The organism is Flavobacterium sp. H122 (genome assembly GCF_004959765.1).
Lineage (GTDB): Bacteria > Bacteroidota > Bacteroidia > Flavobacteriales > Flavobacteriaceae > Flavobacterium.
Genome location: NZ_SJZD01000001.1, coordinates 286790 through 300090, shown reverse-complemented (window position 1 = coordinate 300090; position 13301 = coordinate 286790). Strand labels below are relative to the sequence as shown.

The following is a 13301-nucleotide window of genomic DNA, read 5'->3' as shown; positions in this document are numbered from 1 at the left end:
ATTTATTTTGTGTTGCGATGTTCAAATTTGGAAAAAAAAATTAATCCAGCCAAACAATTAAAGTAATTCTTTTTCAGCAATTTGTTTTAAATATAACTCTTTGTAATAGCCTTCTTGGTTTACTAGTTGATTATGAGTGCCTTGCTGGATAATTTTTCCGTTGTCAAGTATGATGATTTTGTCTGCATTTTTTGCAGAAGAAGCTCTGTGACTTACAATAATCGTTGTTTTTCCGTGGGAGATTTTATCTAAATTGGTTAAAATTTCTTCTTCTGTTTCGGTATCGACAGCTGACAGGCAATCATCCAAAAGTAAAATCTGTGGTCTTTTTATAAAAGCACGCGCAATAGATACACGTTGTTTCTGACCTCCAGACAGTGTGATTCCTCTTTCGCCTAAAACAGTTTCGTATTGATCCTTAAAATCAATTATATTTTGATGTACCGCAGCATTTTTGGCTGAAAATATAACTTCATCCTGATTAGCATCTTCTTTTCCAAATTTGATATTGTTGTTAATAGTATCAGAAAAAAGAAAGGCATCCTGTGGTACTACACCAATGGCGTCGCGGATATTTTCAAGATTTAAATCGGTTAAATTATGACCGTCCAGCAATATATATCCTTCGGTTGGATCGTATAATCTGCTGATTAATGATAAAATGGTGGATTTGCCGGAGCCTGTACTTCCTATAATAGCCAATGTTTCTCCTTTTGGGACTTCAAAACTTACATTGTCAAGGGCTTTGATGTTTGTATCGTCATAAACTAATGAGACATTGTGAAAAGTTATTTCTCCTTCAATTTTTATTGGTTTTGCGTTATTGTTCTTTATTTCAGGATCAATTTTCAAAAATTCATTAATACGTTTTTGAGAAGCTTCGGCCTCCTGAACCAATGATGAAACCCAGCCTATTGAAGCTACAGGCCAAACAAGCATGTTGATATAAAGTATGAATTTTGCTATGATACCTATATCGGCTAAACTGCCGTTTATATACATGTAACATCCAATTGAAATTACCAATAAATTACTGATACCAATCAATAACAACATAAGCGGTCCAAAAAGAGCCTGTGTTTTGGCTAAATCGACACTTTTCGAATAGCTTTGATCTGATAATTCTTTAAACTCATCTTCTTTGACGTTTTCTATTGTGTATGCTTTTATAACTCTTATTCCCGAAAAGAATTCCTGTGCAAAAGATGTCAGTTTTGATAGGTTTTGCTGAAAAATGGTACTTTTTTTATTGATTTCTGTGCTTAGTTTGAAAATAAAATATGCCAACAGAGGTAAAGGAAGCAATACTATTAATGTTAGTTTAGGGGATACCTTGATCATGTAAAATATCACGACTGCAAACCGGATTATGGTATTTATAGTGTACATGACAGCCGGGCCAACATACATTCGCACACGTCCGACATCCTCACTTATACGGTTCATTAAATCACCGGTGCGGTTTTTCTTGTAGAAATTCTGAGTAAGTTCTTCATACTTTCTGAAAATATCATTTTTCATGTCGAATTCTACATGACGTGACATTACAATTAATGTTTGACGCATCAAAAAAGTAAGTATGCCGGCAATAATAGTAGTGCCTAAAATCAGTAAAATATTTTCAAGTAATTCTTTTTTTATTAATTCAGGGTTTATTTTACCCGATTTGAAATACTTTTCAATAGCAGTAATCGAATCTCCGATTAATTCCGGGGTGTAAAGTGAAAAAATTTGTGCGATTATGGTTATTAAAATTCCTCCAAAAAAATGGTATTTATACTTGAGGAAATAATGATTGATATGCTTAAGTTCTTTCATTTATTTATAAAAATAACTAATTTGTTGAATATTTATTAAAAATATATTGGTAAATCTTATTAAAATTATTGAAAATAAAATTATATATTTTGTAACACCGTACGATTTTTTGTCTTAATATTGCAAACTTTTGATAGAAAACCGTAATTTTGCACCGGTTTTAAAAAGTAAACCAAACTATTTAAAAAAACATTCATTATGATTACTGAATCTGTTAAAGCTAGTGAACTTCATAAAGTTGACCCTGTTTTTGGTCAAGTTTCTTTTGATAATCACGAACAAATTGTTTTTTGTCAAGACAAAGATACTGGATTAAAAGCAATTATTGGTATCCATAACACAGTATTAGGACCTGCATTAGGAGGTACTAGAATGTGGAAATACACTAACGAATGGGAAGCATTAAATGATGTATTGCGCCTTTCGCGCGGAATGACATTTAAGTCGGCTATCTCAGGATTGAATTTAGGTGGGGGTAAAGCGGTAATTATTGGAGATTCTAAAATTGACAAGACTCCTGAAATGATTGCTAAATTTGGTGAATATGTAGATTCGTTAAGCGGCCGTTACATTACTGCAGAAGATGTAGGAACTACAACAGCTGATATGGACTTAATCCGTAAGCATACAGCACACGTAACAGGTATTTCTGAAGCTATAGGTGGTTCAGGAAATCCATCGCCTGTAACAGCTTATGGTGTTTACATGGGTATGAAAGCTGCTGCTAAATATAAATTTGGTACAGATAATTTAGCTGGAAAAAGAGTTTTAGTACAAGGAATTGGTCACGTAGGTGAAACTTTAGTAGATTACTTAACAGGTGAAGGTGCTAAAGTTATTATTTCGGATATTAACGAAGCTCGTTTACAGGAAATAGGAAACAAATACGGTGCGAAAATCTTCCAGGGCGATGATTTATACACAGCTGATGTTGATATCTATGCACCTTGTGCTTTAGGAGCTACTGTTAATGACGAAACTATTGCTAAATTAAAAGCACAAGTAATTGCCGGTGCGGCTAATAACCAATTGGCTAACGAAGTTCGTCACGGACAGATGTTGAAAGACAGAGGTATTTTATATGCTCCTGATTTCTTAATTAATGCTGGTGGTATTATTAACGTATATGGTGAAATTGCTCATTACGGTAAAGATGAAGCAATGCGCAGAACAGAAAATATCTATAACACTACATTAGAAATTTTCGATTATGCAGAAGCTAATAATATTACAACTCACGAAGCTGCTTTCAAAATTGCTCAGAACCGTATCGATTTGAGAAAGAAAGAATTGGCTAAGTAATAAAAATTGATTTTTAGACAGGCTTGGATTGTCAGACAAGTCAGACTAATATAGATTATAAGGAAATCGGACTCTAAAATTTTTAAGAATTCCAAGATGTCTGATAATCTTTAAAATAAAATTGTATTTTTGTGAAGCGAAAGAATTTCTTTCGCTTCATTAATTTTAAAAAGTTCTTACAAAGGTGTTAAACAGAAGACATATCCGGCTTAAAGTGATGCAGACATTGTACTCAATGCATCAAAATCATTCAGATAATATTGAAAAGGAAGAAAAGTTCTTATTTCAAAGTATCGATAACGTACAAGATTTGTATCTTATTATGATCTCTACTTTAGTGGAAATCAGAAAAAAAGAAGAAGAGTTTTTGGATATATCAAGTAAGAAACATTTAGCTACTAAAGAAGAAAAAAATCCTAATCTCAAGTTTATAAACAATAAAGTGCTTCGTATTCTTGACGAAAGCAACTCATTATCTGTGGCACTTGCCAACAGAAAGATTAATAACTGGAACGTTGATGATGAGTATATCAGTATTTTATTGAAAGAAATCAAGGAAAGTGCTTTGTATCAAAAATACATGAGCGGCCGTGTTAATGAATTTGAAGAAGACAAGGATTTGGTTGTTGATATTTTCACCGAAATTATAGCACCAAGCATCAAGCTTTACGAATATCTTGAAGATCATAAACTTACGTGGATTGATGATATTCCTCTTGTGAATACTTTAATTCTAAAGCAGCTTAAAGCCTTTAAATCTGATGAGGATCTGTTTTTTGTACCAAAATTATACAACGATGTTGAAGATAAGGAGTTTGTGTCGCAATTGTTTAGAAGAACAGTTTTGAATGAAGCGGTTCTAGCTAAGGAATATGCTGAAAAGACACCAAACTGGGAGGCAGACCGTATTGCCGAGTTGGATTCCATTATTTTAAAAATGGCTATTTGTGAGCTTTTAAAATTCCCTTCAATTCCGGTTAAAGTAACAATTAACGAATATTTAGAATTAGCAAAAGAGTATTCTACTCCAAAAAGTTCTATATTTATCAACGGAATTTTAGATAATCTGGTAAAAGAGTTTAACACAAACGGCAAGTTGAAAAAAACAGGCCGTGGCTTAATGTAAAATTTATACGAATGAAAAAGTACAGTATTGCTTTTATTGCAGTTTTAGCTTTAGCATCATGTAAAAACAAAGATGAATTTGCACCGCAGCAGGTTGATGCAAATAATATGGTAGTTGCACAAGGTCAATTGTCCATGCAGGATGAAAGCATGAAGAAAAAATTAAAACCTGAGGAATATCCTATAATCAAATTCACTGAAACCGAATTTGATTTTGGGAATATCAAGCAAGGTGATAAAGTAGAGCATATCTTCAAATTCACTAATACAGGTAAAAACGATTTGTTTGTAATGGAAGTCCGTCCTTCATGTGGCTGTACAGCGCCGGAATGGACAAAAACAGCAGTTAAAAAAGGTGAATCAGGTGAGATTAAAATCATTTTTGATTCTAAAGGAAAATCCGGACCACAATCAAAATCGATTGCTTTGCTTACCAATACTGAAAACGGTCATGAAGTATTGGCCTTTAAAGCTAATATCTTAACAGATGGTGCAACTGTACCTATGCCGGCAGGAGAAAATCACGGAGATCATAAACACTAATATTTTAAAACATAATGACACAATTTTTGCCTTATTTATTGATGTTTGTTGTAATGTTCGTATTCTTAATACTACCGCAGCAACGTAAAATTAAAAAAGAAAAAGCATTTGAAGCATCGCTGAAAGTTGGTGACAAAATCGTAACAAAAAGCGGTATTCACGGTAAAGTAGCAGAAATAGCTGAAACTACTGTAATTGTTGAAACAATGGCAGGTAAAATTAAAATGGAACGCTCGGCTATTTCTTTGGATTTAAGCAATGCTTTGAATAAAAAATAAATTTTCATTCAGGGAATAAAATATGGGGCTTAAAGCCCCATATTTTATTTGTATTAACCTCAGTTGTAATTTATTTAATCCTGTTCCAATGGTTTTGAAAGATAAATTTTCTCAGATTTAATTTCCTCTTTCTTTTTATCTTTATTCTCATCTTTATAAGATTTAAATAGAAACTCATTTTTTCCTTTTGTAATTTTATTTAAATCAGTAAAATTTTTAAGGGACGGATTAATCTTATCGTATTTTAAAATAATACTTTCATCATGATAATCTGTTACTTTTTCGTTTAGATATTTTTTTTGCTTTTTATAAATGTCTTTACGAATATATTTGTTGGAACTTGCATCCAAAATGTAATTGTCGATTGAAAAAATGTTTTCTCTTTCTGATAAATGATTATATCCTGTTGCTTTTTTCAAACGGTCATTAAAATGAAATTCATTTTGAGTTTTACTTTTTTGGTATTCCTTCTTGTATTGATTTAAAAATGTCAGCATTTCAGCTTCTTCTTTATTTTCTTTTTTAAAATTTCCCCAATCACAAACTAAGACTGTTTGTTTGTTTTTAGACATGATTTTTCCTGAAAAAGGTTCGCTTTCTCTTTTTGAAACATTGTAAAATAATAAAAAGTCATTGTAATTAGGGTTGATGTTAAAAGAGTATGTGTTACTATCGTTGTTGTTTTCACTGTTCTCCTTGTTTTGAATAAGAGTTATAAGGCTTGGTTTGTAATCAAGATTTGTTATGTAATATGGTTTGCCTTTTTCAATGTTGGATTCCAGTAAATTTATTGGATTTTTTTTGTCAAATTTTACAAAAATCGAATCATATTCGATAAATGAACTTTCAAAAGTAAGTTTGATACCTTTTTTGACTGATTTATTTTCTCTGCCCAAAATAGTGAATGGTTGTTCTGGTTTAAATGGAATAAAATCAATTGAATTGTTTTGAATTTTATACTCTCCAAAGACTAATGTGGCATAACCATACAATGCAAAGGTATTGTCTTCAAATATATAAATTCCAGATGTAGAACCTTGACTATAGCTTCCTTTTGGTATTTTGTTTTCGTTTTGTTTTTGAGAAAATAAGAAATTACTCAACATGAATAATGCTGATAAAAATAAGTTTTTCATTTTTAGTTTGGTTAGTTTGATTAAGCTTGTTATCTGTATTTATCATTTAAACCAATGCCTTCTACTATCATTGGTTTAATTTTTTCTAGCCTGGCGAGTTTTGTTTTTTCCTGCTTGGCAGTATCAATATATTCTACAAATTCTTTTTTCTTAGTCAAAGTAAAATTTTCGAAAACAGTCTCTAAGTGTTCGTTTATCAAAAAATCTTTGAAGAAATCCGACATCACTAAAGGTGATTTTTCAGCTTTATGTACTTTGCCTTGTTTTTCAAGCTCAATGGCTTCGTTTATATATTCCAGTATTTTTTTCTCATTGATTTCTTCTGCCGAATTGAATCGCCATTGACGTTGAGCTTTTGTAGTTTCATTTCCGCTGACTAATACGTTTAAATCATCTTTTAAAAACACGCCATTAAAAAACCAAATTCCAAAATAGGATTTGAAACCTCCAATTCCCAAAACGTTTTTATTGTTGTAAGTATAAACAATTCCTCCCCATTTAGTTGTTTCAACCAATGGTGTTTTATTTATAATTGATTTTAATTGGTCAATTTCTTTTTCCCATAAATCGTTTTGCTGCCAGGTTTTAGAAGGTTTGTCCATTCATACAAACATTTTAGTTTTAAAATTCTATCAGTATACTTTCAGTTTATGAATTGCATAACTGATATTTACAAATATAATAAATACACAAATTCATACATGCAATTTAAAAGTGCATATTTAATATATCTTATACTTTAAAGAGCTATTGTTATCTATCTAAATATAACTTTGCAATTTCTTCTATAAAATCTTGTGGATGAGAACCCATTAAATTTGTCAAAACTACTATTGAAATAGTATCTTTAGGATAAATGTACAAAGCATTTCTGGCACCACCCAGCGAAGCAATTACTGTTTTTTTTTTCTCTTGAAGCTATAGAAAAACCAATCGAACTTATATTTAGAAAATCGTTCGTTTCATATACTTTTCCATTATTTAATTCTATTGGTTTCAAAAGCATTTTAAGACTTTCCGCATTAATCAGCTTATGACTTTGCAATGCAATTACCCATTGAGCTATTTCAGTCGCAGTGGAATAAATTCCGCCAGCTGGATATAAAATTGAAGGCATGGGTTGATATACATTGTTTAGAACACCATTTCTAAAATATGAATAAGGTCTTGCAGTATGGTTAATTATATTGTAGAAATCCCCAAATCCTGCTTTTATTGAGTTTTTCATTCCAGCCTTTTCAAATTGGTTTTCTTTAATGAAGTTTTCAAACGATTTTTTGCTTACTTTTTCAATAATCATCCCAAGTAACAGGAAATTGGTTTGATTGTATCTTAATTCTTCTCCTGGTTTGAAAGCCACTGGTAATTCTTTTATTTTTTTTAATAAGGCTTCACTGTTTTCAGACAAAATATTTCCTTGGGAATCCCAAATATCGGGAATTCCAGATGTATGAGTTGCAATTTGCTTTATGGTGATGTTTTGCCATGTAGTTGGCAGGCTATCTAAATGTTTCGATATAGGATCTTCTAGATTTAATTTACCATTTTCTACTAATTGCATAATAGCTACACCTGTAAATGATTTGGTAATTGAATTAATGCTAAAAACGGTCTTGTTGTCTACTGCAATTGAATCCTGTAAGTTTGCTAATCCATAATTACTCGTTTTAACAATCGTATTGTTTTTTACAACGGCTAGTTGTAACCCGGTAATTCTGTTTTTCTGCATCAAGTTTTTTATTAGCATATCGGCTTTGTCAACTTGTGAAAATGTTAAATTGATAGTACATAAGAGAGCAGTTAAAAGCAATATTTTTTTCATTTTTTTTAAGTTTTTTAAAAGTGTCTAATAGATTTAAAGTTTGAATTTTGAGATGGTATGAAAGTTGTCAATCTCGGTGTTTTTATCACCCAGAAAAGTGTCATAATTAACAACGATCAAATTTCCTTTATATATAATGGTTTCGCAAGGGTTGTCTAATTGTCCGTCACTGCCATTGTTATTATCATTTTTCCAGATCAACGTAATGGTATTTGTGGTTAAGTTGAATTGGTAAACACTATTATCGTCGTAGTTAGCTATAAAAATCGAATTCCGTTTTTTGTCATAAAAGAAACCATCACAACATTTTAATTTATCGGAGTCAAAGATTACCTTTTTAGACTTCACAGTCCCATTATTGTTAAATTCAAATTTTGTAATTACACCATCACCAAAATTTCCAGCATATAAATCTCCTTTTTTATCAAATGCAATACCATCAATGCCAATAGATTTTTTTGTTACTTCAGGTTTTAGGGTAAATTCACTAATCAAGTAATTGGTTTTATTTTCAGATGTTAGAACGATTTTAGCCTTATTCATTTCAGATAATTCGAAGGAATAGATGGCACTTTTTCTTCCAGTTGCATCTGTTAAAGCATCAGTAATATAAGCTCTATTGTTTTTCCAGCGTATGGCTTCGGCAAAATTTAATCCTTCGACTAAGACATCTGTACCTATAGGTTTACCATTTCTTATGTTTACTCTTATTATTCTTGATGCATTTAGTTGGTTTGTAAAGCATTGGTTGTCCATTACGTATAAGTTGCCATCGGGTCCAAAATCAATTCCCATTGGATGGACTCTTTTAGAAATAGGATGTAGAGGTAATTTGTCAAACCAAATGGCAGGTTTGTCATTTTTATCAAAAGTTAAAATTTTAGCTCCATTTTTATCAAAAGAAGTTGGATTTAAAACGGATAAATATAGATTTCCTTTTTTATCTAATGCCATGGCATCAGGCGTAGTACATGTTTCACCTAAATCGGCAAAGAGAGTAGGTTTAATTAATTTGGAAGTGTCATTAAATTTTATTTCCTGTGCGAGAGAATTTAGTGAGATGATTGTAAATAGGCTAATGAAATTGTTTCTGATAATAGACTTCATAATTTATAAGATGATTAGGATTGTTATGCAAGATTAAGAAATGGGTCTTAATGTTTCTTTATAAGCGTACGAAGAGGCTTTTTAAGCATATAAAGAATGAATTTTATGAGATTGACTTTTATATGTGCTGAAATTGCCTTTTCAGATGCAGAAGAACATTATTCAGAATCACACAGGAACTACGTATCCATTATTTGTTAACTTGCAACCTCTAAAGTGTTTTTATGATTTTAACAAAGAATAATGCGACAATAAGAATAATAAGTCATTGTTTATTCTGGATAGGTTTTTTGTTTTTTTATGCTTCGAATAAACCTGATTTTATAAGCTATTACTCGTTTGTATTTGTGTATTGTTGGAAAATTTTAGTTCAGGCCGTTTTTGCATATGGTTTGCTCTATTTTATTGTACCAAGAACACTTAATAAGAAAAGATACGTTTCTTTTGGTTTCTCTTCATTGTGCTGGCTTTATTTTGTTTTTACTTTTTTAATGGTATTGAAGTTTTATTATTTAGAGCCCAAATTTTCTGGTTTTTTTGATCAATGGCCAGGCCACAAAATGTCAATTAAAGAAAGATTAACATCGCTTAATTTGATATTTGGTGAATTTTCTTTTATCACATACCCGGCTATTATTATGGGGTTTATAAGTTTTTCCAAAAAACAGCAAAAACTTTCAAAAATTGAAGAAGAAAAAAAAACAATGGAATTGAAAGTTTTAAAAAACCAATTAAACCCTCATTTTTTATTTAATACTTTAAATAATTTATATGCATTAACGCTCAAAAAGGATGATAAAGCGCCAGAAATGATTTCAAAATTATCTGAAATATTGGATTTTGTGTTATATCGTTGCAATGACCATTTTGTGAGTATAGAAAAAGAAATTAATTTATTGCAGAATTATATTTCTTTAGAAAAATTGCGATATGATGAGAACAGATTGGAAATTTCATTTTTACACAACGTTGATAATACGACTAAGATTACCCCTTTGATATTATTGACTCTTATTGAAAATGCTTTTAAGCATAGTGTTGTTAATGAAACCAAAAAAGCTCAGATTAAGATTAACCTGCAAAATCAAAATAATCAAATTCTTTTTACCGTTGAAAATACGAAGCCTCAAAATGAATTGACTAAGCCAATGAATTCCTATGGGATAGGGATTAAAAATATCCGGAAACAATTAGAATTATTGTATCCTGAAAAGCATCTTTTATTGATAGAAGAAGATGAACAAAGATTTAATGTGAAGCTGACTTTAACCGTCTAAAAATTCTCAAATGAAATATAGTTGTATAATTATTGATGACGAACCTTTAGCAAGAGAATTAATAGCGTCTCATTTATCCCATTTTGAAAATTTTGAGCTGATAGCATCGTTTGAGAATGCAATCAAAGCGTATGCTTTTTTAGAGGAAAGCAGAGTTGATTTGATTTTTCTGGATATTGAAATGCCTTTGCTAAAAGGAACTGATTTTTTGAAAAAACTGAAAAGTAAGCCTAGCGTAATCTTTACAACTGCTTATCGAGAATATGCAATTGAAGGTTATGAACTTAATGTTATAGATTACTTGTTGAAACCAATTTCATTAGATCGTTTTTTTACTTCTATTGAGAAATTCAAAAGTCTGCAAAGCATAAAAACAGTAGAAAAGCCTATGGTTAAAGACCATATTTTTGTGCCTAGCGGAAATAAAAAAATAAAAATTGTTTTTGATGAAGTTCTGTATATTGAAAGTATAAAAGATTACATTACAATTCATCTTGAAAACGGAATATCCCATCATTTGAAATTCAACATTACTGCTTTTGAAAAATTATTAACAGAAGATTTTGTCAGACTTCATCGTTCTTTTATTATTCATTTTAAAAAACTAACAGCATACACAAAACAGGAAGTTGAAATTAATCAAATTGAAATACCTATTGGGAGTAGTTACAAAGAGTTTTGGTTAGATTATTTGGAAAAATCAATTTTGTGATTGAATAAAAAATAAAACTTTGTTTTATAAATCTCTAACCCTAGCTGAAAAGCAAAAATATAAGGCAAAGATTTTATTTGACAAGGTAAAATAATTGCTGTTTTTTTCAAAGTATTTTCCTTACTGGTTTTATTCACCTAATTGAATTTCGCCCAAGAAACTTCAGATAAATTTTTATAGTTATTTATTATCTTCCATGTTTCATTTTTTGAATCTTCAACTACAAACACTAATCCTATGAGAAAAGAAAAAACTTAAGTTTCTTAAGTGATTAAATGATTAGGATTTGATCATTTAATCATCGAACTTTTTCAGGTTGTATTTAAAGCTTTTATATTCCAATTCGCCATATGTAAAATCGTCTTTGGGTTTTTGATAAACGAGTTTTGCTTTGCCAGATAAAATAACAGTTTATCATTTGGTTATTTCCGTGCGGTGTTTGTTAAGAGTTTAGATATGAGAAGTATAAATTTTTGCAATTCTTTAATTGAAGTTCTTAAGTTCATTATTTTTACAAGAAAAAAATACACAAAAATATATGTGAAAATTTATTAAATTATTTGATAAACAATTAGTTAGTATTGATGTGCTTCTTTACAATTAACTTTGTCATTTCTTCTATTGCTATATCAATATCCAGTTTTGTTGTACGCCAATTTACAAAAGCTGCCCTTATTCCTTTTTTTTCATTATAGACTGTGGGGGTCATGAAAACTTTGCCCGTATCATTTAAACCTGTCAGAAAATCATTTACTTTACTTTGATTTTCTTCTCCTGTCAAAGTAAAACAGACTGTATTCAATCTCACCGGAGCCAATAATTCAAAATGTTCGCTGTTTTCTATAAATAGACCAAAATAGTTTGCGGTTTCAACAGCATTTTCAACAATCTCGCGGTAGCCTTTCTTTCCATAAGCTTTTAAGGAAAACCATACCGGTAATGCTTTTAAGCGTCTGGAATTTTCAGGCAGGAAATTCAGGTAACTAAAATTATCCAGAGGGTTTCCTAAATAAGGAGCATTTGAATTTTGGAATGTTTCGGTTTGCAGCATTTTGTGTTCTTCCTTTACGAGAAAAAATGCATTTTCATAAGGAACATTCAACCATTTGTGGCAATCAACAGTAATACTGTCGGCATGTTCCCAGCCTTTTAGTAAATGCTGGTATTTAGGTGAACAGGCAGCAAAAGCACCAAATGCGGCATCGATATGCCACCAGAAATTATGTTCGTTTTTAAGTTTTGCAATGGCTTCAAAATCGTCAAAATCGACAGTGTTTACTGTTCCTCCACTGGTTACAAGGATAAAAGGTTCACCATTTAATTCGGTGATCTTTTGTTTTAAATAGTCAATATCAATACTTTCCCGGTTTCCCCGCATTATTTTTAATTTTTCAATTGTATTGCTTCCTATCCCTAACATCGAAAGTGATTTTATAGTTGAAGAATGAGGTGTCGCTGCAAGAATCTTTATTTTTTTTGTGACTCCTTCTTTTGCAAAATCGAAACCGAATTGTTTTCCAAACCACTGTCTCGCAACAGCTAAGCAGGTAAAGTTGGACATTGTGGCTCCACTAACAAATCCGCCTAAAAAATACTTGGGAAGATTAAAAAGATCTAAAAGTAAATTGATGGTCTCCAGTTCAATAATCGCGGATAAATCACCTTGTCCACTAGACGCCTGTGTATTTTGATCATAGATACCAGCTAACCAATCACCCATAATAGAGGCTGGAGTTGCACCACCAGTAACAAAACCCCAGTATCTTGGACCAGTAGAGCTGTTGATTATTTTTTCTAGTTTTTCATTGAAAGACTGTAGAGCATTTAGCCCGCCTATACCTTGTGTATTTAAATTTTCTTGTGAAATATTGATTTGTTTTGAAGTAGTAGGTCTGTTAGGAAGTTTGTCTAAAAAATCAAGACCTTGAAGTTTTACAGCTTCCAATAAATCGTCTATATGCAGTAAATCGTTTTTTAATTCCTGGTTCATATTGCTTTTAGTTGTTTGTTTTCCTTTGGTTTACGAATAAGCAGCTGAAAAGTTTTGTATTGCTTTGTATATTTCAAAAGTAAAAATATTATCATAAAAAAGTGACTAAGAAATAGTTTTAATAATTATACTTAAATTCATTTATGTTTATTCACAAAGGCTTGTTTTCAATAGTTTTTTGTTGGTAGTAA

The 13301-nt window shown here is 30.9% G+C and carries 12 protein-coding genes; 6 read left to right on the top strand and 6 right to left on the bottom strand.

Annotated elements, in window-relative coordinates:
* Nucleotides 1-57: 57 nt before the first annotated feature.
* A complete protein-coding gene (locus tag EZM65_RS01485; RefSeq protein ID WP_136666748.1) occupies nucleotides 58-1818 on the bottom strand; it encodes an ABC transporter ATP-binding protein in 1761 nt (586 codons plus the stop codon).
* A 198-nt stretch (nucleotides 1819-2016) separates the two neighbouring features.
* On the opposite strand from EZM65_RS01485, the gene EZM65_RS01480 reads away from it, so the two are divergent.
* From EZM65_RS01480 to yajC, 4 genes are all read left to right on the top strand, one after another.
* Nucleotides 2017-3120, top strand: a complete 1104-nt coding sequence (locus EZM65_RS01480) for a Glu/Leu/Phe/Val dehydrogenase (protein WP_136666747.1) — start codon at nucleotides 2017-2019, stop codon at nucleotides 3118-3120.
* Between the two features lie 217 nt (nucleotides 3121-3337).
* Nucleotides 3338-4246 (top strand): transcription antitermination factor NusB, encoded by a 909-nt coding sequence (nusB, locus tag EZM65_RS01475; RefSeq protein ID WP_136667148.1) that lies wholly within the window; start codon nucleotides 3338-3340, stop codon nucleotides 4244-4246.
* An 11-nt stretch (nucleotides 4247-4257) separates the two neighbouring features.
* Nucleotides 4258-4788 carry a DUF1573 domain-containing protein gene (locus EZM65_RS01470; RefSeq protein WP_136666746.1) on the top strand — a complete coding sequence of 177 codons (531 nt, stop codon included), beginning with the start codon at nucleotides 4258-4260 and terminating at the stop codon, nucleotides 4786-4788.
* A gap of 14 nt (nucleotides 4789-4802) precedes the next feature.
* Nucleotides 4803-5066 carry a preprotein translocase subunit YajC gene (yajC, locus tag EZM65_RS01465; protein ID WP_136666745.1) on the top strand — a complete coding sequence of 88 codons (264 nt, stop codon included), beginning with the start codon at nucleotides 4803-4805 and terminating at the stop codon, nucleotides 5064-5066.
* Between the two features lie 74 nt (nucleotides 5067-5140).
* Here the strand turns inward: yajC and EZM65_RS01460 are convergent, their stop codons facing one another.
* The 4 genes from EZM65_RS01460 to EZM65_RS01445 all read right to left on the bottom strand — a co-directional run bounded on the left by EZM65_RS01460 (nucleotide 5141) and on the right by EZM65_RS01445 (nucleotide 9131).
* On the bottom strand, nucleotides 5141-6202 hold the full coding sequence (locus tag EZM65_RS01460; protein WP_136666744.1) for a hypothetical protein: 1062 nt from the start codon (nucleotides 6200-6202) through the stop codon (nucleotides 5141-5143).
* 29 nt (nucleotides 6203-6231) lie between these two features.
* On the bottom strand, nucleotides 6232-6804 hold the full coding sequence (locus EZM65_RS01455; RefSeq protein WP_136666743.1) for a YdeI family protein: 573 nt from the start codon (nucleotides 6802-6804) through the stop codon (nucleotides 6232-6234).
* Nucleotides 6805-7049: 245 nt separating this feature from the next.
* On the bottom strand, nucleotides 7050-8024 hold the full coding sequence (locus EZM65_RS01450) for a serine hydrolase (RefSeq protein ID WP_136666742.1): 975 nt from the start codon (nucleotides 8022-8024) through the stop codon (nucleotides 7050-7052).
* 33 nt (nucleotides 8025-8057) lie between these two features.
* A complete protein-coding gene (locus EZM65_RS01445; protein ID WP_136666741.1) occupies nucleotides 8058-9131 on the bottom strand; it encodes a hypothetical protein in 1074 nt (357 codons plus the stop codon).
* Nucleotides 9132-9691: 560 nt separating this feature from the next.
* On the opposite strand from EZM65_RS01445, the gene EZM65_RS01440 reads away from it, so the two are divergent.
* Nucleotides 9692-10408, top strand: a complete 717-nt coding sequence (locus EZM65_RS01440) for a sensor histidine kinase (RefSeq protein WP_169051609.1) — start codon at nucleotides 9692-9694, stop codon at nucleotides 10406-10408.
* Between the two features lie 10 nt (nucleotides 10409-10418).
* Nucleotides 10419-11120 (top strand): LytTR family DNA-binding domain-containing protein, encoded by a 702-nt coding sequence (locus EZM65_RS01435; protein WP_136666739.1) that lies wholly within the window; start codon nucleotides 10419-10421, stop codon nucleotides 11118-11120.
* A 571-nt stretch (nucleotides 11121-11691) separates the two neighbouring features.
* Here the strand turns inward: EZM65_RS01435 and EZM65_RS01430 are convergent.
* A complete protein-coding gene (locus EZM65_RS01430) occupies nucleotides 11692-13110 on the bottom strand; it encodes a pyridoxal-dependent decarboxylase (RefSeq protein WP_136666738.1) in 1419 nt (472 codons plus the stop codon).
* Between the last annotated feature and the right edge of the window lie 191 nt (nucleotides 13111-13301).

Coding starts and splice junctions, on each gene's coding strand:
- EZM65_RS01485 (WP_136666748.1), bottom strand. CDS start 1,818: ATGAAAGAACTTAAGCATATCAATCATTATTTCCTCAAGTATAAATAC.
- EZM65_RS01480 (WP_136666747.1), top strand. CDS start 2,017: ATGATTACTGAATCTGTTAAAGCTAGTGAACTTCATAAAGTTGACCCT.
- nusB (WP_136667148.1), top strand. CDS start 3,338: ATGCAGACATTGTACTCAATGCATCAAAATCATTCAGATAATATTGAA.
- EZM65_RS01470 (WP_136666746.1), top strand. CDS start 4,258: ATGAAAAAGTACAGTATTGCTTTTATTGCAGTTTTAGCTTTAGCATCA.
- yajC (WP_136666745.1), top strand. CDS start 4,803: ATGACACAATTTTTGCCTTATTTATTGATGTTTGTTGTAATGTTCGTA.
- EZM65_RS01460 (WP_136666744.1), bottom strand. CDS start 6,202: ATGAAAAACTTATTTTTATCAGCATTATTCATGTTGAGTAATTTCTTA.
- EZM65_RS01455 (WP_136666743.1), bottom strand. CDS start 6,804: ATGGACAAACCTTCTAAAACCTGGCAGCAAAACGATTTATGGGAAAAA.
- EZM65_RS01450 (WP_136666742.1), bottom strand. CDS start 8,024: ATGAAAAAAATATTGCTTTTAACTGCTCTCTTATGTACTATCAATTTA.
- EZM65_RS01445 (WP_136666741.1), bottom strand. CDS start 9,131: ATGAAGTCTATTATCAGAAACAATTTCATTAGCCTATTTACAATCATC.
- EZM65_RS01440 (WP_169051609.1), top strand. CDS start 9,692: ATGTCAATTAAAGAAAGATTAACATCGCTTAATTTGATATTTGGTGAA.
- EZM65_RS01435 (WP_136666739.1), top strand. CDS start 10,419: ATGAAATATAGTTGTATAATTATTGATGACGAACCTTTAGCAAGAGAA.
- EZM65_RS01430 (WP_136666738.1), bottom strand. CDS start 13,110: ATGAACCAGGAATTAAAAAACGATTTACTGCATATAGACGATTTATTG.